Source organism: Saccharospirillum salsuginis (assembly GCF_014651855.1).
Taxonomy (GTDB): domain Bacteria; phylum Pseudomonadota; class Gammaproteobacteria; order Pseudomonadales; family Natronospirillaceae; genus Saccharospirillum; species Saccharospirillum salsuginis.
This window is the reverse complement of the sequence record NZ_BMXR01000001.1, coordinates 1-13,560: the sequence shown is the minus strand read 5'-3', so window position 1 is coordinate 13,560 and position 13,560 is coordinate 1. Positions and strand designations below refer to the sequence as shown.

The window sequence follows — 13,560 nt, the reverse complement described above, 5'->3', positions numbered from 1 at the left end:
CTTTCCAAGCCAGGCACGATAGCCGACTAATCCGTTGGCTTGGCCACGCCTCCCAACATCATCGTGATGTCACAATTACTACCTATCCTAACAATCGGGCTTGAACACTCATATTTGAACTGAAACCTGGTTCACATTTTCGTCGTTAAACACCGCATCGACCTGAAAACCTCGATCGGTGGTCTAGACTGCTCTGTTACCGCTCAACTTCAGCACGAGGGACCACTGTGCAAGACGAGGCCATACTCAGGCGCCTGAAAGGCGTACGGCAACAGACGCTTCATTTGTGCGAAGGCTTGCAGCCCGAGGACTTCGGTTTACAGGCCGCTGAATTCACCAGTCCACTGAAGTGGCATCTGGCGCATACCACCTGGTTTTTCGAGACCTTCGTTCTAACGCCTTATCTGAACGATTACCGCTCATCCCATCCGGAGTTTCAACGGATATTCAATTCCTATTACCAGACTCTGGGTCAGCCATTGAGCCGGGCTCAGCGACATCTTCAGGCACGACCCACCCTGGAAGAGGTCTGGCGCTATCGAACGGACATTCTCGACACGCTGCAAAACGCCATCTCGATGGATGGTTTGTCGCCGGAGGCGCTCAATCTGGTTTCATTGGGAACGCATCATGAGCAGCAGCACCAGGAGTTGATGCTGACCGATCTCAAGTATTGCTGGTCGTTCTCACCGCTGCCGCCGGGCATGCCTCAAGCGACCCGTTCCGGTCCCATTCGACAGGAACCGCTCGAATGGCAGCCATTGCCGGAAGGTGTGTGGGAGGTCGGGCATGACGGAAATGGCTTCGCCTTTGACAACGAAGGCCCGCGCCATCGCACCTATTTAGCGGGCGGGAACCTGGCCAGCCGGCCGGTCACCAATCGGGAATACCTGGCCTTTATGGATGACGGTGGTTACGAAACCCCGGCCCTGTGGTTGTCGGACGGCTGGACGACGGTTCAAAACCATGGCTGGCGGTCACCGCTGTACTGGTTTCTGAAAGACGATCAATGGTGGGTGTACACCTTGCATGGGTGCCAACCGCTGGACCCTGATGCGCCGGTGTGTCATGTCAGCGCATACGAGGCGCACGCATACGCCACCTGGTGCGGTGCCCGCCTGCCCACCGAGGCGGAATGGGAGACCGCTGCTCCCGATCCGGGTCCGGATCAGGGGCCGGTCAATGGTGACTGGCACCCCCGTCCGGGAGGAGATGCCTGGTACGGAGCCGTCTGGCAGTGGACGGCATCCGCCTACCAACCCTATCCGGGCTTTCGCCCGGCCGGTGGCGCCGTCGGTGAATACAACGGCAAATTCATGTGCAATCAATTGACCTTGCGCGGTTCGAGCTGCGCAACACCCGCCGGCCATACGCGGCGTACCTACCGCAACTTTTTCTATCCGGGCGATCGGTGGCAGTTTACCGGCATTCGCCTTGCCCAAGACAAGGAGTGAACCCATGACGCTCAGCATGCCCCAGGAAGAAAGGATTGACTGGATCGACATGGAACCGGCCACCCAGCACTCGCTGTTCGATGTGCTGAGGGGCCTGTCGGCCGAACGCAAACATCTCTCGCCAACCTTTTTCTATGACGAACGGGGATCGCAGCTGTTCGAGACGATCACCCAGTTGCCCGAGTACTACCTGACACGAACCGAAAATGGCATCCTGCGGCGGCACGCGTCGGACATGGCGCGGGCGATGCGACTGGATCAATCGCTGTTGGTCGAACCGGGGTGCGGCAGTTGCGAAAAAGTACGCTGGTTGCTCGACCAGGCAATGCCCCGCGCGTTTGTGCCGATGGAAATTTCCGGCGACTTTCTGGCGACCAGTCTGGAGCAACTGAGCGACGCCTATCCCGCCCTGTCGATCACGGCACTTGTCGCCGATTATCACCAACAGTTCCCAAACCGGAATGTCCTGCCGGACGGGCATCCGATCCTGTTCTTTCCCGGATCGACCATCGGCAACTTCGATCCGGGCGAGGCGCAACGTTTTCTGCGGTCCATGGGTGATTGGCTGGGAGGTCAATGCGGGCTATTGATTGGTGTCGATCTGCACAAACCCACCTCAATGCTTGAGGCGGCCTACAACGACAGCCAGGGTGTCACGGCGGAATTCAATCGCAATGCGCTGAGGCAGATTAACCGATTGTTCGGAACCGCTTTCAACGTCGAGGCTTTCCGACATCGCGCCCACTACGACAGCATGTTGCACCGCATCGAAATGCACCTGATCGCCGACCTACCGCAGGATGTTACGCTTGGCCGGGAAACCCTCCATATCGAGGCGGGTGAGAGCATTCATACCGAATCCAGCTATAAGTACAACCCGGATACTTTCATCGGGTTGGTCGGCACCGCCGGCTATCGGTTTGAACAGGCCTGGTTCGATGACGACCGTTACTTCGGCCTGTTCTACTTCGAGCGGGATATATAGTCCGGTCCTGCCCGGTTCCTGTCACCTTCCCGGCCGTTGAGGTTTACGGTGAGCCTTTAACGGGAAGGTGTGCCGTGCTTGGTCAGCACGTCCTCGATCATGGCGTCTTTACGCTCCCAGAGGCCGGTTACCCATTGTTGGACTTCGCGACGGAAGTCCGTATCGCCCTGGTAGTCGCCCTGGGTGAAGTGGCGCGGTATCGGCAATTCCTCGACCCGGACGATCACCTGGCGCATGCGCCCGCACATCAAGTCCCAGAAACTGGGCGCGCCTTTGGGGTAGACGATGGTGACATTGGTCAGGGCGCTGAATTTGTCGCCGAGTGCGCCAATAGTGAAGGCGATGCCACCGGCCTTCGGTTTCAACAGATGGGTGAATGGGGAACCCTGCTTGTCGTGTTTCGCCGGGGTGAAGCGGGTGCCTTCGAGAAAGTTCATTACGCTGGTGGGGACCAGGGAGAATTTCTCGCACGCCTTACGCGTGGCTTCCAGGTCCTGACCGGCTTTTTCCGGGTGTTTTTCGAGGTATTCGCGGGAATGACGCTGCATGAACGGAAAATCCAGTGCCCACCAGGCTTGTCCGACGACGGGAATGCGCGCCATTTCCTTCTTGATGAAGAACTTCAACAGTGGAATTTGGCGATGAAATACCCGGAACAGGACAAAGATGTCGGCCCAGGACTGATGATTGGCGGTGATCAAGTACCAGCCCTTGGGGTTCAGCTTGTTCAGCCCCTGGATATCCCACCGGGTTCTGAACACGCGGTTGATCCACCAGAGGATGCCACCCACCCAGGTGGCGGCGACTTCGGTGATGGCGGGGTTGATACGCCGTTGCGCGGCCGGAAAGCGGAACACCAGGCGCAGCAGGATGAAAAAGTACAAAAACACCCCCAGAAAGAGGGTGTGAACCAGCAGCGCGGCGGCGCTGATGACGCCCATCAGGGTCGACAAGACGGCTTTGAACATGGATCGACTCAGTCATTTAGCAGCCGCTAATGGTAAAAGAATGCGCGGGGCTGGACAAATCGGCCTCATTTCTCATTTTGATGACAAAGCCGTGAACTTGGTCCTTTGTTTTGGCACAATGTACTTTGACCTCTAAACATTTAGCGACTATGAGCGAATCTGGTACAACCGAAGCACCCGCATTACCCGCTGAGCTGGACGATTGGGTTCAGCCTTATCTCCGCAAACTCAACTGTTATCCTCTCGATGCCATTGAGATCCTGACCGATCGTCCCTGGTCCCATGTCTGGAAACTGACCAAGGGCAACCGGGTCCTGTATTGCAAAAGCGTAGCCCCCTTCATGAAAGCCGAACTGGCGCTCACCGCCCAGTTGTTCCAGTCTCATCCCGATCTGGTACCCGAACCGGTGGCCATGAACTCAAGCAAGGGGTGGCTCCTGGTGGACGACGCAGGGCCAACGATGCGCACTGTTCTCGGCGATCCGCCTCAGCCTGAGCCCTGGTTTCGCATACTGGCGGATTACGCCCGGATGCAGATCGACTGGATGGAGCACTCGATTCCGTTGCGTTCCCTTGGCTTGCCGGATCGGACCATGCAACGCTTGCCCGAGCTGGTGCAACCACTGATCGATCAGGCGATCACAATTGAGGTGGAGGATGAAAAAGACCGGCTGACGGCCGACCATCTGCCTCGGTTGCAGGCGCTGCTGGACGAATGGCCGGCGTTCGCCGATTCACTCTATCCGGGTGATTTGAGCGACACTCTGAACCACGGTGACCTGCATGACGGCAATATCGCCTGGTTTGAAGAGCATGGACGTATTTTCGACTGGGGCGACGCCAGTGTCAGTCATCCGTTCATGTCGATGCGGACCGTACTGGCGACACTGGAGCGCCGCTTTGGCCTGAAGGATGGGGACGCCGGCCTGTATCCGTACATCCAGGCGTATCTGGCGCCGTGGAAGGCTCAATTGCCGGACGTCGACATCGACGATCTGTTCGAACGCTCGCGCAAGGCCTGGCCGCTGGTCTCTCTGTTGAGCTGGCACCACGCCCTGCAGAACCGGGACGATGCGCGCAGCCAGACTTACGACTATGCCATCCCGGCGCTGTTCCGCGAGTTTATGGCCGGTTACGAATAAGGCTCAGTCCGTTGTCGGACCGAGCTCTTCCACCAGAAGATAGCCTTTACCGCGCACAGTCTTGATGGCCTGTTCCAGACCCAGTTTCTGGCGCAGGCCCGAGATCAGGATGTCCACGGTGCGCGAGACACCGTCGTACTCGATGCCCCGCAGAGCCTGCATGATGTCGTCTCGGCTGAAGATAACACCCGGTTGCTCGTAGAGCAGGGCCAGCAGGTCGAACTCCGGCTGGGTCAGCTCGATATCGCGGCCTTGGCACTGAACGCGCAGGTTGCGCTTGTCCACGTGCAGCCAGCCCAGTCCCTCTTCCTTCGATCGTCGTCCGCCGTAGCGGCGGGCCCGCCGCAGGTGCGCCTTGATGCGGGCGAGCAGTACCCGGGGTTCGACCGGCTTGGTCAGGTAATCGTCCGCGCCGAGTTCCAGGCCGAGGATCTCGTCCAGGGTTTCGGTCCGGGCGGTTAAGAACAATATGGGCCCTTCGTAGAATCGCTGTATCTGCCGGCAGGCTTCGAGTCCGTCCTGTCCGGGCAGCATGATGTCGAGAATCACCAGGTCCGGCTTGTGTTCCCGAACCAGTTCCGGCGCGGCCAGGCCATCGTCGGTGGTGACGACGTCAAAACTCTCCCGTTCCAGATATTGTTCAATCAGTTGGCTGAGCGAGGCGTCGTCCTCGACCAGCACGATCTTTGCGTAAGGGGTTAGTGGGTCCATCTCACACTCACTTCGCTGTACCAGTTGTCCGCAGTGTTTTCCAGATCTTCCGTGCCGATGGCGGTGCCAAGCCGCCAGCGCTCGTTCAGTCGGAAGTCCAGCCCGGTGTCGACGGCCCAGTATTCGCCGTCGAGGTCATAATCGATGTCGGATTGCCAGCGCCATTGTTGCCAGACCAGGGTTTGCCCCAGGCCAAGCTCCCGCTGGTCCCGATCCCGGTCGTTGTCGGTCAGCCAGCGATAGCGGCCAAAACCCTGAATTCGCCAGCGTTGGGTCATGTTCTTCTGTACGCTCAGGCGGTGGCTCTGGTTCCAGCCGTCGCCGTGGTAGAGCCAGTGATTGCTGAGCGTCCAGGTCCAGTCGCTGGCGCGCCAGCGGTTGTCCAGAAAGAGCAGCGGTCCGTCCACATCGGTGGAAACCTGGTACCCCATGCCGCCGCTCAGCCGCATGCGGTCGCCGCCGGCGGCGAGGCCGGCTTCGACATTGATCAGGCCCGGTCGATCCTCGGGCTCGAATTCCTGTTTTACCAGCCCAGCCACATTGAGGATCGCCTGCGTCGGGACCGGTCGCCCTCCGAAATCCAGGGTGCTCATCGCCTGGGTTAACCGCGCCGCGGCACTCACCTGGACGAACGCATCCTCCCGGTCGGCTTCGTAGCCGCTGGTAAGGGCCAGGGTGGTGAGGGCCTGACGCTGGGAGGCGGACTGGGCGGTCTGTATGTTCAGTTGCAGCATCTGGGCGTTGATGCGGACCTTGACCGGCAGGTTCGGGTCTTCCAGCACTTCGGTGATGTAGCGTTCAGCGGTATCGGGCTGGTCCACCTTGAGGTAAAGGGCCGCAAGTTCCAGCTTCAGACGCAGAATGTCCGGGTAGGACTCGCTCAGTGACTCCAACTGCTGTATGGCCAGAAAAGTATAGCCGTTGGCGTCGAGCCTGAGCGCCTGTTGCATCGCCATGTCCCAATCGTCCGCGACAGCGGTGAATGGGGTGGCGCACGCCAGGGCGGCCACCAGTGCTCGCAGCCAACGGCCCGGGCTGGCGAAATTAACCCGTTTCACTGTCGTCTCCGGAGCCGTCGTCGTTGCCGTCATCAGTAGGGGGAGCTGTTTCTCCATCCACGGGGTCTCCTTCACCGGGTTCTGTGTCTCCGTCGTCGATGGACCCGTCGTCATCGCTGTTGTCTTCGTCGTCCAATGGGTCGCCAATAAGGTCGCCATTCTGATCGATCGGCGTAGTTTGTTCTTCCAGGTAGTCTTCGAGATCGTCATACCACTCGGCTAACTCGTCGTTTTCCCAATCGGCGCTCATTTCAAGTAGCCGATCCAGGCTGATGTTCTTGTTGGCCCCGGAGTTTATCTGATCCAGCCAGTGGCGCAGCAACTGTCTTCTCAAACTGTCGTCGACGTCCCGGTTCGCCTGAATCAGCTGGTCGAGCTGATTCGACAATTCGTCGAGCGTACGAACATCCTGCTCGGATTCGAGCAGGTTGTCCGGCAGGTCATTCCAGGTCCCCCATTCATCGGAAAGCGCCAGAGGGCTGATTATAAACAATCCGGCGAGTAACGGTCGCAAGCGGCGCCGGGTCATGGTTGCACCTCGGTTTCGGCTCGCGGGGATTCCGAGGTGTCGACGTCCTGGACCGTGGGCAGCCAGACATCGATCTGCGCTCCGCCGAGGTGACTTTGATTGATGGTCAGACGGCCTCCGTAATACTGAACGATCGTTTGGCACAGTGCCAGCCCCATGCCATGGCCCTGGCTGTTCAAATTGCGGGCGCGATCGCCGCGCACGAAGGGCTCAAAGGCCCGGTCTTTCAGCTCTTCGCTGAACCCCTGTCCGTTGTCGCCCACCGCCAACCGAAGTCCGTCCAGGTCTTCTTCCAATCGAACATCGATGTGGCCATTGCCGTACTGGACGGCATTGGTGACCAGGTTGCGACACAGGCGACGCCAGTGATGCTCTTCGATCGGTGCCCGGTGCACGCCGTCGAGTGATTTGGAGACCCGGACATCCCTAACGATGGGGCCTTCCAGCAATCGATCGAGTTCGGCCCGGGGGAAGCAGTAGTGGGGCTCCGTCGGTGTCGACTGCGACAGTTGGTGAAAGGTGAGCAGTTCGTCCAGCAACTGGTTCAGTTCACGCACATCGGTCTTGAGGTTACCGATCAACGGGTCGCTGTCGGAGTCGAGCATTTCCAGTGCGAAGGTCATTCGGGCCAGGGGGGTTTTCAGATCGTGCGATACGGCCTGGTTCAACTGCTGGCTCTGGTCGGCCAGGTCGATCAGGCGCTGGGCCATGGCGTTGACGTGACGCCACATGGTGGTCAGGCCATCTTGCGGCTGTCGGGGTAAGGGTTCGGTGCGACCCTGTTCGGCGATGCGGTCCACGGCCTGGGTCAGGCGGCCCAGCCGTCGCTGCAACGGCAGCAGCACCAGGATCAGGGCGATGGCCAGGGTGATGAGCAGGGCGAGCACCAACACGGTGATACCGCCGACCGTCAACCACTGGAATTGATCGAAGGGGCCGACCCGCAGGGCCTGCTCGGCGCCGGCGGGGACGTATACCATGAACTGGTTCAACGCATAGTTGGACTGTACGATCACCTGGCCCCGCGCCAGGTTGCGTTCGTCGACAAAGCCCAGGCCTTCGTTTTCCCAACCGACACGGGCCAGTTCCAGCCCGAGCAGGTGTTGCAATTCGGTCAATCGCTGTTCGCGCTGGTCCGCGTCCGTCAGCGAGAGCTCGTTCAATGTCAGCAATCCGATGCCGGTGGCCAGTTGTTCCCAATCCTGAATCAGCCCCTGAATGATCAAATCGTCACGAATCGGCACGGTCAGGCGGGCCCGCTCATCCTGCCAGGACGCTTCATCGACCCGCAGGGCGTCGACGTCCTCCTCCACGATCTGCCAGCCGACGCCGGTCAGGCTGGCAGTGATTTCCAGCCACGCGGCCTCCCGCCCGTTGGTATGGCGTTCGAGCCCCTCGCGAATCAGGGTCAGCGCGGGTTCGGCCTGGCGCTCGGCGAATCGTTCGAAGCGGTGCTGATTCAGGCGATCAATGACGCCATAGACCGCCAGGCACAGGACGATCAGGACGGCGAGCCACCAGAGATAAATTTTTGTGAAAATCGGCCACATGGCAATTGTTCCGAAGGCATAACCCAGCCTGGAGTATCGACCTCCAAGCACAGCGGCCACTATAACGATCCCGCGGCTCTCATAGAACGCCCTGGAACATTTTCCTTACACAAAGCATACGTCGCCTACGTTGGGTGGGCGTACCCTCAATGGGGTAGGGCGACCGTATCGGTTGCCTTTACCGGCAAGTTGCCATTTTGTTGATAACGAGGAGTTCCCTATGGCCTATACATACGCTCGAACCCTATTGTGGTCCAGCCTCATCGCTGGTTCTTCCTTGATGTTAGCCGCGTGTGGTCCCAGCGGCGAGAGCGATGCCAGGACGCAAACTCAATTGTCCATTCAGGGAACCCGTCCAGACGGTACAACCGCTCGCAATCTATTGCGAGCCGCTAGTGATAGCGGGGTGGACATCCCGGTTTACGACAATGCAGGGAGCCCGGATGGTACCTTGCATCTGACCACGGCCTGGATGGTGGTCAAGGAAGTCGATCTGGAAATGGAAGGCGAAGGGGACGACGATGTGGATGGAGCGAGCGACAGCAATGACGATTCCAGCCACGTCGAGATCGAATTCGTCGGTCCATACGTCGTCGACCTGCTGACCAGCACCACGAACCCGGTCTTGCCTTCGTTGCTGATCGAAGCCGGTCAATACGACGACATAGAGGTGGAAATCGAGAAGCTCGAGCCAGAGGATCTGGATTCCGAAGGTAACCCCCTGATCGACACCTATCCGGAGCTAGACCGCTTTACCCTGTATCTTGAAGGCACCTACACAAGCCAAGACGGTACTCACAATGCGATCCCGTTCAAACTGCAGTCCGAATTGAGCGAGGAATTCGATCTTGCGGGCTCGGACATCTCGAACACCATTACCTTGAACACAGATCAAACGGTCGACTTGATTGTCGCTTTTCGAATGGCCCGCTGGTTCCGTTTCGATGACATCGAAACCAATTCCGACCTGGACTTGACGCTCCAGGAAGCGATTGTCTGGAACGAAGCCGAACAACGGCATGAATTGTTTCTGTCGGGTGATAACCGATCGGATGTCATGGAGGTCATTGAGGATAACATCGAGGAATCTGGCGACTTTGGCGAAGACGATGATGACGATGGCGAATTGGGGTCGGATGAAGACGAGGATGACGACGACGAATGGGATGATGACGAAGACGATCAGTAAGTCGCCCCCTCTAAATGGCGCCGGCATACGCCGGCACCATTGCCGGAAGTTGTTCAGCTTCCGTGAAAATCCAGTAATTCGGGGACAAAGGATGTCTCCAGTTCATGCTTCAGCCACTTCCGAAAGGCTTTGACCTTGGGCCGGTTCAGATAGCGTTCCGGGGCAACCAGATAGTAGGAATACTCGGACGGCAATTCGTACTCGAACGCTTTAACCAGTTTGCCGGACACCAGATAGGGTTGGACCAGTGACTTGCGAACCAGCCCCACATAGCCACCCGCTAGGGTGATATCGATCAGCATGCGCGCGTCTTCGATGGTCATGTTTACCGTGTATCCTTCCAACAGGCGTCCCTGCTGGGTCAGCCAGGCATTCCAGGGGTGGCGCTCAAAGCTCAGGTCCTCGGCCAGATCCACTTGCTTCAGCCAGTCGAAGGTCGCGCCTTCTTCCGGGATCATTTCCGGTACGCAAACGGCGAGCAGGGTGTCGCGCATCAGCAGTTCGGTGTGGACGTTCGGATACTGTCCGTGGCCGAAACGCAGGGCAATGTCGGTATCGCCGGAGAAATCCTCGAGTTTGGAAGACGGGTTGAGAACGACGCGGTATTCCGGATGTCGCGTTCGAAAGCTGCCCATCCGTGGGGCCAGCCAGGCCGAGGCGAACGAGGGAATGACCGAGACCTTGACCCGATCCGGGTTCGGGTCGTCCTGCAGTTGGGCGACGCCCTGTTGCAGGCTTTCAAACGCGGAACGCACGTAGGGCAGTAGGGCGCGGCCTTCGGGCGTCAGACGCACTTCACGGTTCAGGCGTTCGAACAGTTTTACGTCGAGGTGGTCTTCGAGCAGTTTGATCTGGTGGCTGACCGCGGCTTGGGTCACGAACAAGGCTTCCGATGCGGCCTTGAAGCTGAGCTTTTCGGCGGCGATCAGGAAGCAGCGCATAGCGTTCAGGGACGGCAGGTTGTGCACGCCTTAGTTCCTTTTAATCGACAGCAAATTTTGATCAATTGTCAGCGTCCGGTCGCGAGTCAACAATGGTGGGCATCTACACGAAGTCGTCGAAACGGTTTCGACGACCACGAAGGAGGTCGCGCCATGACTCAACTGACAATGACACCGATAGTATGCCCTGATTGCCCGACACCGGCCAGGCACCCGATAACGCTCATGGCCTGGGTGAAGGTTTTCGCACGTCGCCACAAGACTCGGCGTGAACTGGCGAGCCTGCCGGACTATCTGATAAAGGATTTGGGGTTGACGCCCCATGAGGTGAGGCAGGAAATCGTGAAACCGTTCTGGCGCTGAACCCGAATACCGGCGGTTTGAGGATCCCTCCTTGCTCTCCAAACCAGGGTTCAGACGTCCTTTCCGGCACAACGATGTTACCGCTGTGCCGGTTTTTTGATTAACCCCGACCTACCGATTCGTCAGTTTGACCTCGATCCGACGGTTCTTCTGAAACGCTTCGGGCGTGAACGCCGGATCGACCGGATGATGTTCCCCGAACCCGGCGGCCGCCATACGATCCGGCGGGATGCCTTGTTCCTCGAGATAACGCACAACGGACACGGCCCGCGCGGTGGACAATTCCCAGTTGGACGGGAAGCGTTCGGTGTTGATCGGCCGCTGGTCGGTATGACCGTCGATGCGCAATATCCAGTTGATGTCGTCCGGTATCTCGGCGGAGATGTCGCGCAAGGTGCTGGCGAGTTTATCCAGTTCCGATTTGCCCGAGTCGCCGAGGGTGGCGGAGGCGGACTCGAAGAAGAGCTCGGAGGGCAACAGGAAGCGGTCGCCCTCGATGCGGATGTTGGGGTTGTTGACAAGCACCTGGCGCAGCCGGCCGAAGAATTCGGAGCGGTAGCGTTCCAGCTCGTTGACGCGCTGGGCCAGCGCGGTGTTCAGGCGTTCGCCGAGGTCGGCGATGACGGTTTCCTGTTCGGTGGTTTTCTGCTCTTCAAGCTGCAGGGCGGCGCTGATTTGGTTGAGCTGGTTTTCGAGGTCTTCGATCTGTTGGCTCAGGCGTTCGACTTCGGCGCGGGCGCTGGCGGAAAGTTGTTTTTCCTCTTCCAGGGCTTCTTCGTTTTCCTCGGTGATGGCGACAAGATCCTGAATGCGGATGTCCTTGGCGTCGATTTCCTGCTGGGCGAGCAGGGTGCGTTCTTCCTGTTCGGCCAGGCGGGCTTCGAGGGAGCGGGTCCGGTCGCGCAGGGAGCCGACCAGAGCCTGTCGGCTGTCGAGTTCGGTTTCCAGGCGTTCGATGTCTTCCTCACGCTGATTGAGCGAGGCGACCAGACCGGCGACTTCCTGCTCGAGTTCGGCACGGACCTGTCTGAGGGCGATGATGTCCTGTTGCAGTTGCGCCTTTTCACTCAGCTGAACCTTGATGGTTTCCTTGTCCGCTTCGACGGTTTCCTCCAGCGCGGCAATCTGGTCTTCGAGGCCGGTCTGACGCTGCAGGGCCTGGTTGTATTCGGCGCGCAAGCTGGTCAGCCGTTCGGACAGGTCTTCGTTGGTGGATCGTTGAATGCGCAGGGCGTTGGAAATTTCGGCCAGGCGGGCGTTCAATCGATTCAGTTCAGCGTCCCGATCGGACACGGTCTCGGCCAGGAAAACCTGGGCGAGGGTGAAGATCAGCAACATGAAAATGATCAGCAACAGCAACGCCGACAGGGCATCGACATAGCCCGGCCAGACGTTAACCGTGGTAGCGGCGCGGCGGCGACTGCCTAACATCAGGGGTGGCTCCGGTCAGCGTTTACTTATCGTCGTCATAGAATCCCATCTGTTCCTTGAGCTGGCGGTTTTCCTCCTCAAGGATCATCAGTTCCTCGGCGAGCTCCTCGCGGGCCTTGAAGGTGGTCTCCTTGGCACCGGACTCGCCCAATTCTTCGGCGTCGACGAGGTTGGTCAGACCGGTCAACCATTCTTCCAGTCCGTCGTAGAAGCGGTTCTGGGCGTGACCGGCCTGGATATCCAGAAAGCCGAGGATCAGCGAACCACCCAGACCGAACAGTGATGAACTGAAGGCGGTACCCATGCCTTCGAGTGGCTTGAGTAATCCGGCCTGAAGCTCGGCGAAGACTTCGTTGAAGTCGCCACCGGAAATGTTGAGGTCGATAATGACGGCGCCGACGGACTGGATGGTGCCCAGCAAGCCCCAGAACGTGCCCAGCAGACCGAGGAAGATGAGCAGGCTGATCATGTATCGGGAGATTTCGCGGGATTCATCGAGCCGGGCGCGGATGCCGTCCAGTACGGTGCGCAGGGACATGGCGGTCATGCGGAAGCGGTCGCGCTTGAAGTCTTCGCCGAGTTGGCGCGCGAGCGGCTTGAGCAAGCGCGGTTCCTGTTTGACGGACAGGCCGCTGCGCCCGGTCCGGAAGAGGGCGATCCACTGGAGTTCGGGGTTGAGCGTCAATACCTGGCGATAGGTGAGGCCGATACCGATGATCAGGACGCCCAAGATGAGGGCGTTGAAGACCCAGTTGGCCAGGAAAGCAGATTCCAGGGGAACGTAGATCAACGCACACACGGCACCGACGATCAACAGATACACGGTCATCCAGAATAGCGTGTGTTTGGGGTTGCTCATGGATACTCCTCGACGAGACGGCGATTTGGTCAAGTGGCGATAACCATATCACACTGTTTTCAAAGTTGTCTTACGGTGCTCCTATTTTACTCATTGTCGTTGTTGGTTGCTGTGGTTGAACCCGTCCGGGCGGAGGGGTAGCGCCTTGCAGGGTCGCCGTAAACACGTCCATGTGGGCTTGACCGCAGCATCCATGCTGCGGACATCCCTGCAAGGCACCACCCCGCCGCCCGGACTAGCCATCTGCACAAAAAACTGCTTGTGTTCCTTAACACCGTAGGGTGGGCACTGAGGCTGTGAAAGTATCCCTTCTTTAAGGTTAAAATCACGGCTTGCTATTCAAAAGGAGCTTTCCAGTGCCTGCCCGCCGCTACAAAACC

General features: G+C 58.8%; 13 protein-coding genes. 5 read left to right on the top strand and 8 right to left on the bottom strand.

All coding sequences use genetic code 11. The features are described 5' to 3' along the window. Window positions 1-227: 227 nt before the first annotated feature. Both egtB and egtD read left to right on the top strand, forming a co-directional pair. Complete coding sequence (gene egtB, locus IE111_RS00065) at window positions 228-1,454, top strand: ergothioneine biosynthesis protein EgtB (RefSeq protein WP_189606453.1); 1,227 nt, start codon at window positions 228-230, stop codon at window positions 1,452-1,454. 4 nt (window positions 1,455-1,458) lie between these two features. Continuing rightward, window positions 1,459-2,439 carry an L-histidine N(alpha)-methyltransferase gene (gene egtD, locus IE111_RS00060; RefSeq protein ID WP_189606452.1) on the top strand — a complete coding sequence of 327 codons (981 nt, stop codon included), beginning with the start codon at window positions 1,459-1,461 and terminating at the stop codon, window positions 2,437-2,439. A 56-nt stretch (window positions 2,440-2,495) separates the two neighbouring features. Here the strand turns inward: egtD and yihG are convergent, their stop codons facing one another. Continuing rightward, window positions 2,496-3,407: a 1-acylglycerol-3-phosphate O-acyltransferase, YihG family gene (yihG, locus tag IE111_RS00055; protein WP_189606451.1), complete on the bottom strand. Its 912-nt coding sequence runs from the start codon at window positions 3,405-3,407 to the stop codon at window positions 2,496-2,498. A 149-nt stretch (window positions 3,408-3,556) separates the two neighbouring features. Between yihG and IE111_RS00050 the strand changes: the two genes are divergently transcribed. Beyond that, window positions 3,557-4,549 (top strand): aminoglycoside phosphotransferase family protein, encoded by a 993-nt coding sequence (locus tag IE111_RS00050; protein ID WP_189606450.1) that lies wholly within the window; start codon window positions 3,557-3,559, stop codon window positions 4,547-4,549. Between the two features lie 3 nt (window positions 4,550-4,552). Here the strand turns inward: IE111_RS00050 and IE111_RS00045 are convergent, their stop codons facing one another. From IE111_RS00045 to IE111_RS00030, 4 genes are read right to left on the bottom strand one after another with little or no spacing between them, the layout of a single operon-like run. After that, window positions 4,553-5,260 carry a response regulator transcription factor gene (locus IE111_RS00045; RefSeq protein ID WP_189606449.1) on the bottom strand — a complete coding sequence of 236 codons (708 nt, stop codon included), beginning with the start codon at window positions 5,258-5,260 and terminating at the stop codon, window positions 4,553-4,555. Next, a complete protein-coding gene (locus IE111_RS00040; RefSeq protein WP_189606448.1) occupies window positions 5,248-6,318 on the bottom strand; it encodes a tetratricopeptide repeat protein in 1,071 nt (356 codons plus the stop codon). The genes IE111_RS00045 and IE111_RS00040 overlap by 13 nt, the downstream gene beginning before the upstream one ends. Next, complete coding sequence (locus IE111_RS00035) at window positions 6,305-6,847, bottom strand: hypothetical protein (RefSeq protein ID WP_189606447.1); 543 nt, start codon at window positions 6,845-6,847, stop codon at window positions 6,305-6,307. The genes IE111_RS00040 and IE111_RS00035 overlap by 14 nt, the downstream gene beginning before the upstream one ends. Then, the gene (locus IE111_RS00030) at window positions 6,844-8,397 is read right to left on the bottom strand and encodes a sensor histidine kinase (protein ID WP_189606446.1); all 1,554 of its coding nucleotides are present in this window, start codon (window positions 8,395-8,397) and stop codon (window positions 6,844-6,846) included. The genes IE111_RS00035 and IE111_RS00030 overlap by 4 nt, the downstream gene beginning before the upstream one ends. A 451-nt stretch (window positions 8,398-8,848) precedes the next feature. Here IE111_RS00030 and IE111_RS00025 point away from each other — a divergent pair, with 451 nt between their 5' ends. Continuing rightward, entirely contained in the window at window positions 8,849-9,586 is a 738-nt protein-coding gene (locus IE111_RS00025; protein ID WP_189606445.1) for a hypothetical protein, read from the top strand. A gap of 53 nt (window positions 9,587-9,639) precedes the next feature. Here IE111_RS00025 and IE111_RS00020 read toward each other — a convergent pair whose 3' ends face one another. Further along, window positions 9,640-10,554 carry a LysR substrate-binding domain-containing protein gene (locus IE111_RS00020; RefSeq protein ID WP_189606444.1) on the bottom strand — a complete coding sequence of 305 codons (915 nt, stop codon included), beginning with the start codon at window positions 10,552-10,554 and terminating at the stop codon, window positions 9,640-9,642. A gap of 126 nt (window positions 10,555-10,680) precedes the next feature. On the opposite strand from IE111_RS00020, the gene IE111_RS00015 reads away from it, so the two are divergent. Next, window positions 10,681-10,890, top strand: a complete 210-nt coding sequence (locus IE111_RS00015; RefSeq protein ID WP_189606443.1) for a DUF1127 domain-containing protein — start codon at window positions 10,681-10,683, stop codon at window positions 10,888-10,890. A gap of 111 nt (window positions 10,891-11,001) precedes the next feature. Here IE111_RS00015 and IE111_RS00010 read toward each other — a convergent pair whose 3' ends face one another. Next, on the bottom strand, window positions 11,002-12,321 hold the full coding sequence (locus tag IE111_RS00010; RefSeq protein WP_189606442.1) for a peptidoglycan -binding protein: 1,320 nt from the start codon (window positions 12,319-12,321) through the stop codon (window positions 11,002-11,004). A gap of 22 nt (window positions 12,322-12,343) precedes the next feature. After that, a complete protein-coding gene (locus IE111_RS00005) occupies window positions 12,344-13,180 on the bottom strand; it encodes a flagellar motor protein MotA (RefSeq protein WP_189606441.1) in 837 nt (278 codons plus the stop codon). Window positions 13,181-13,560 lie beyond the last annotated feature (380 nt).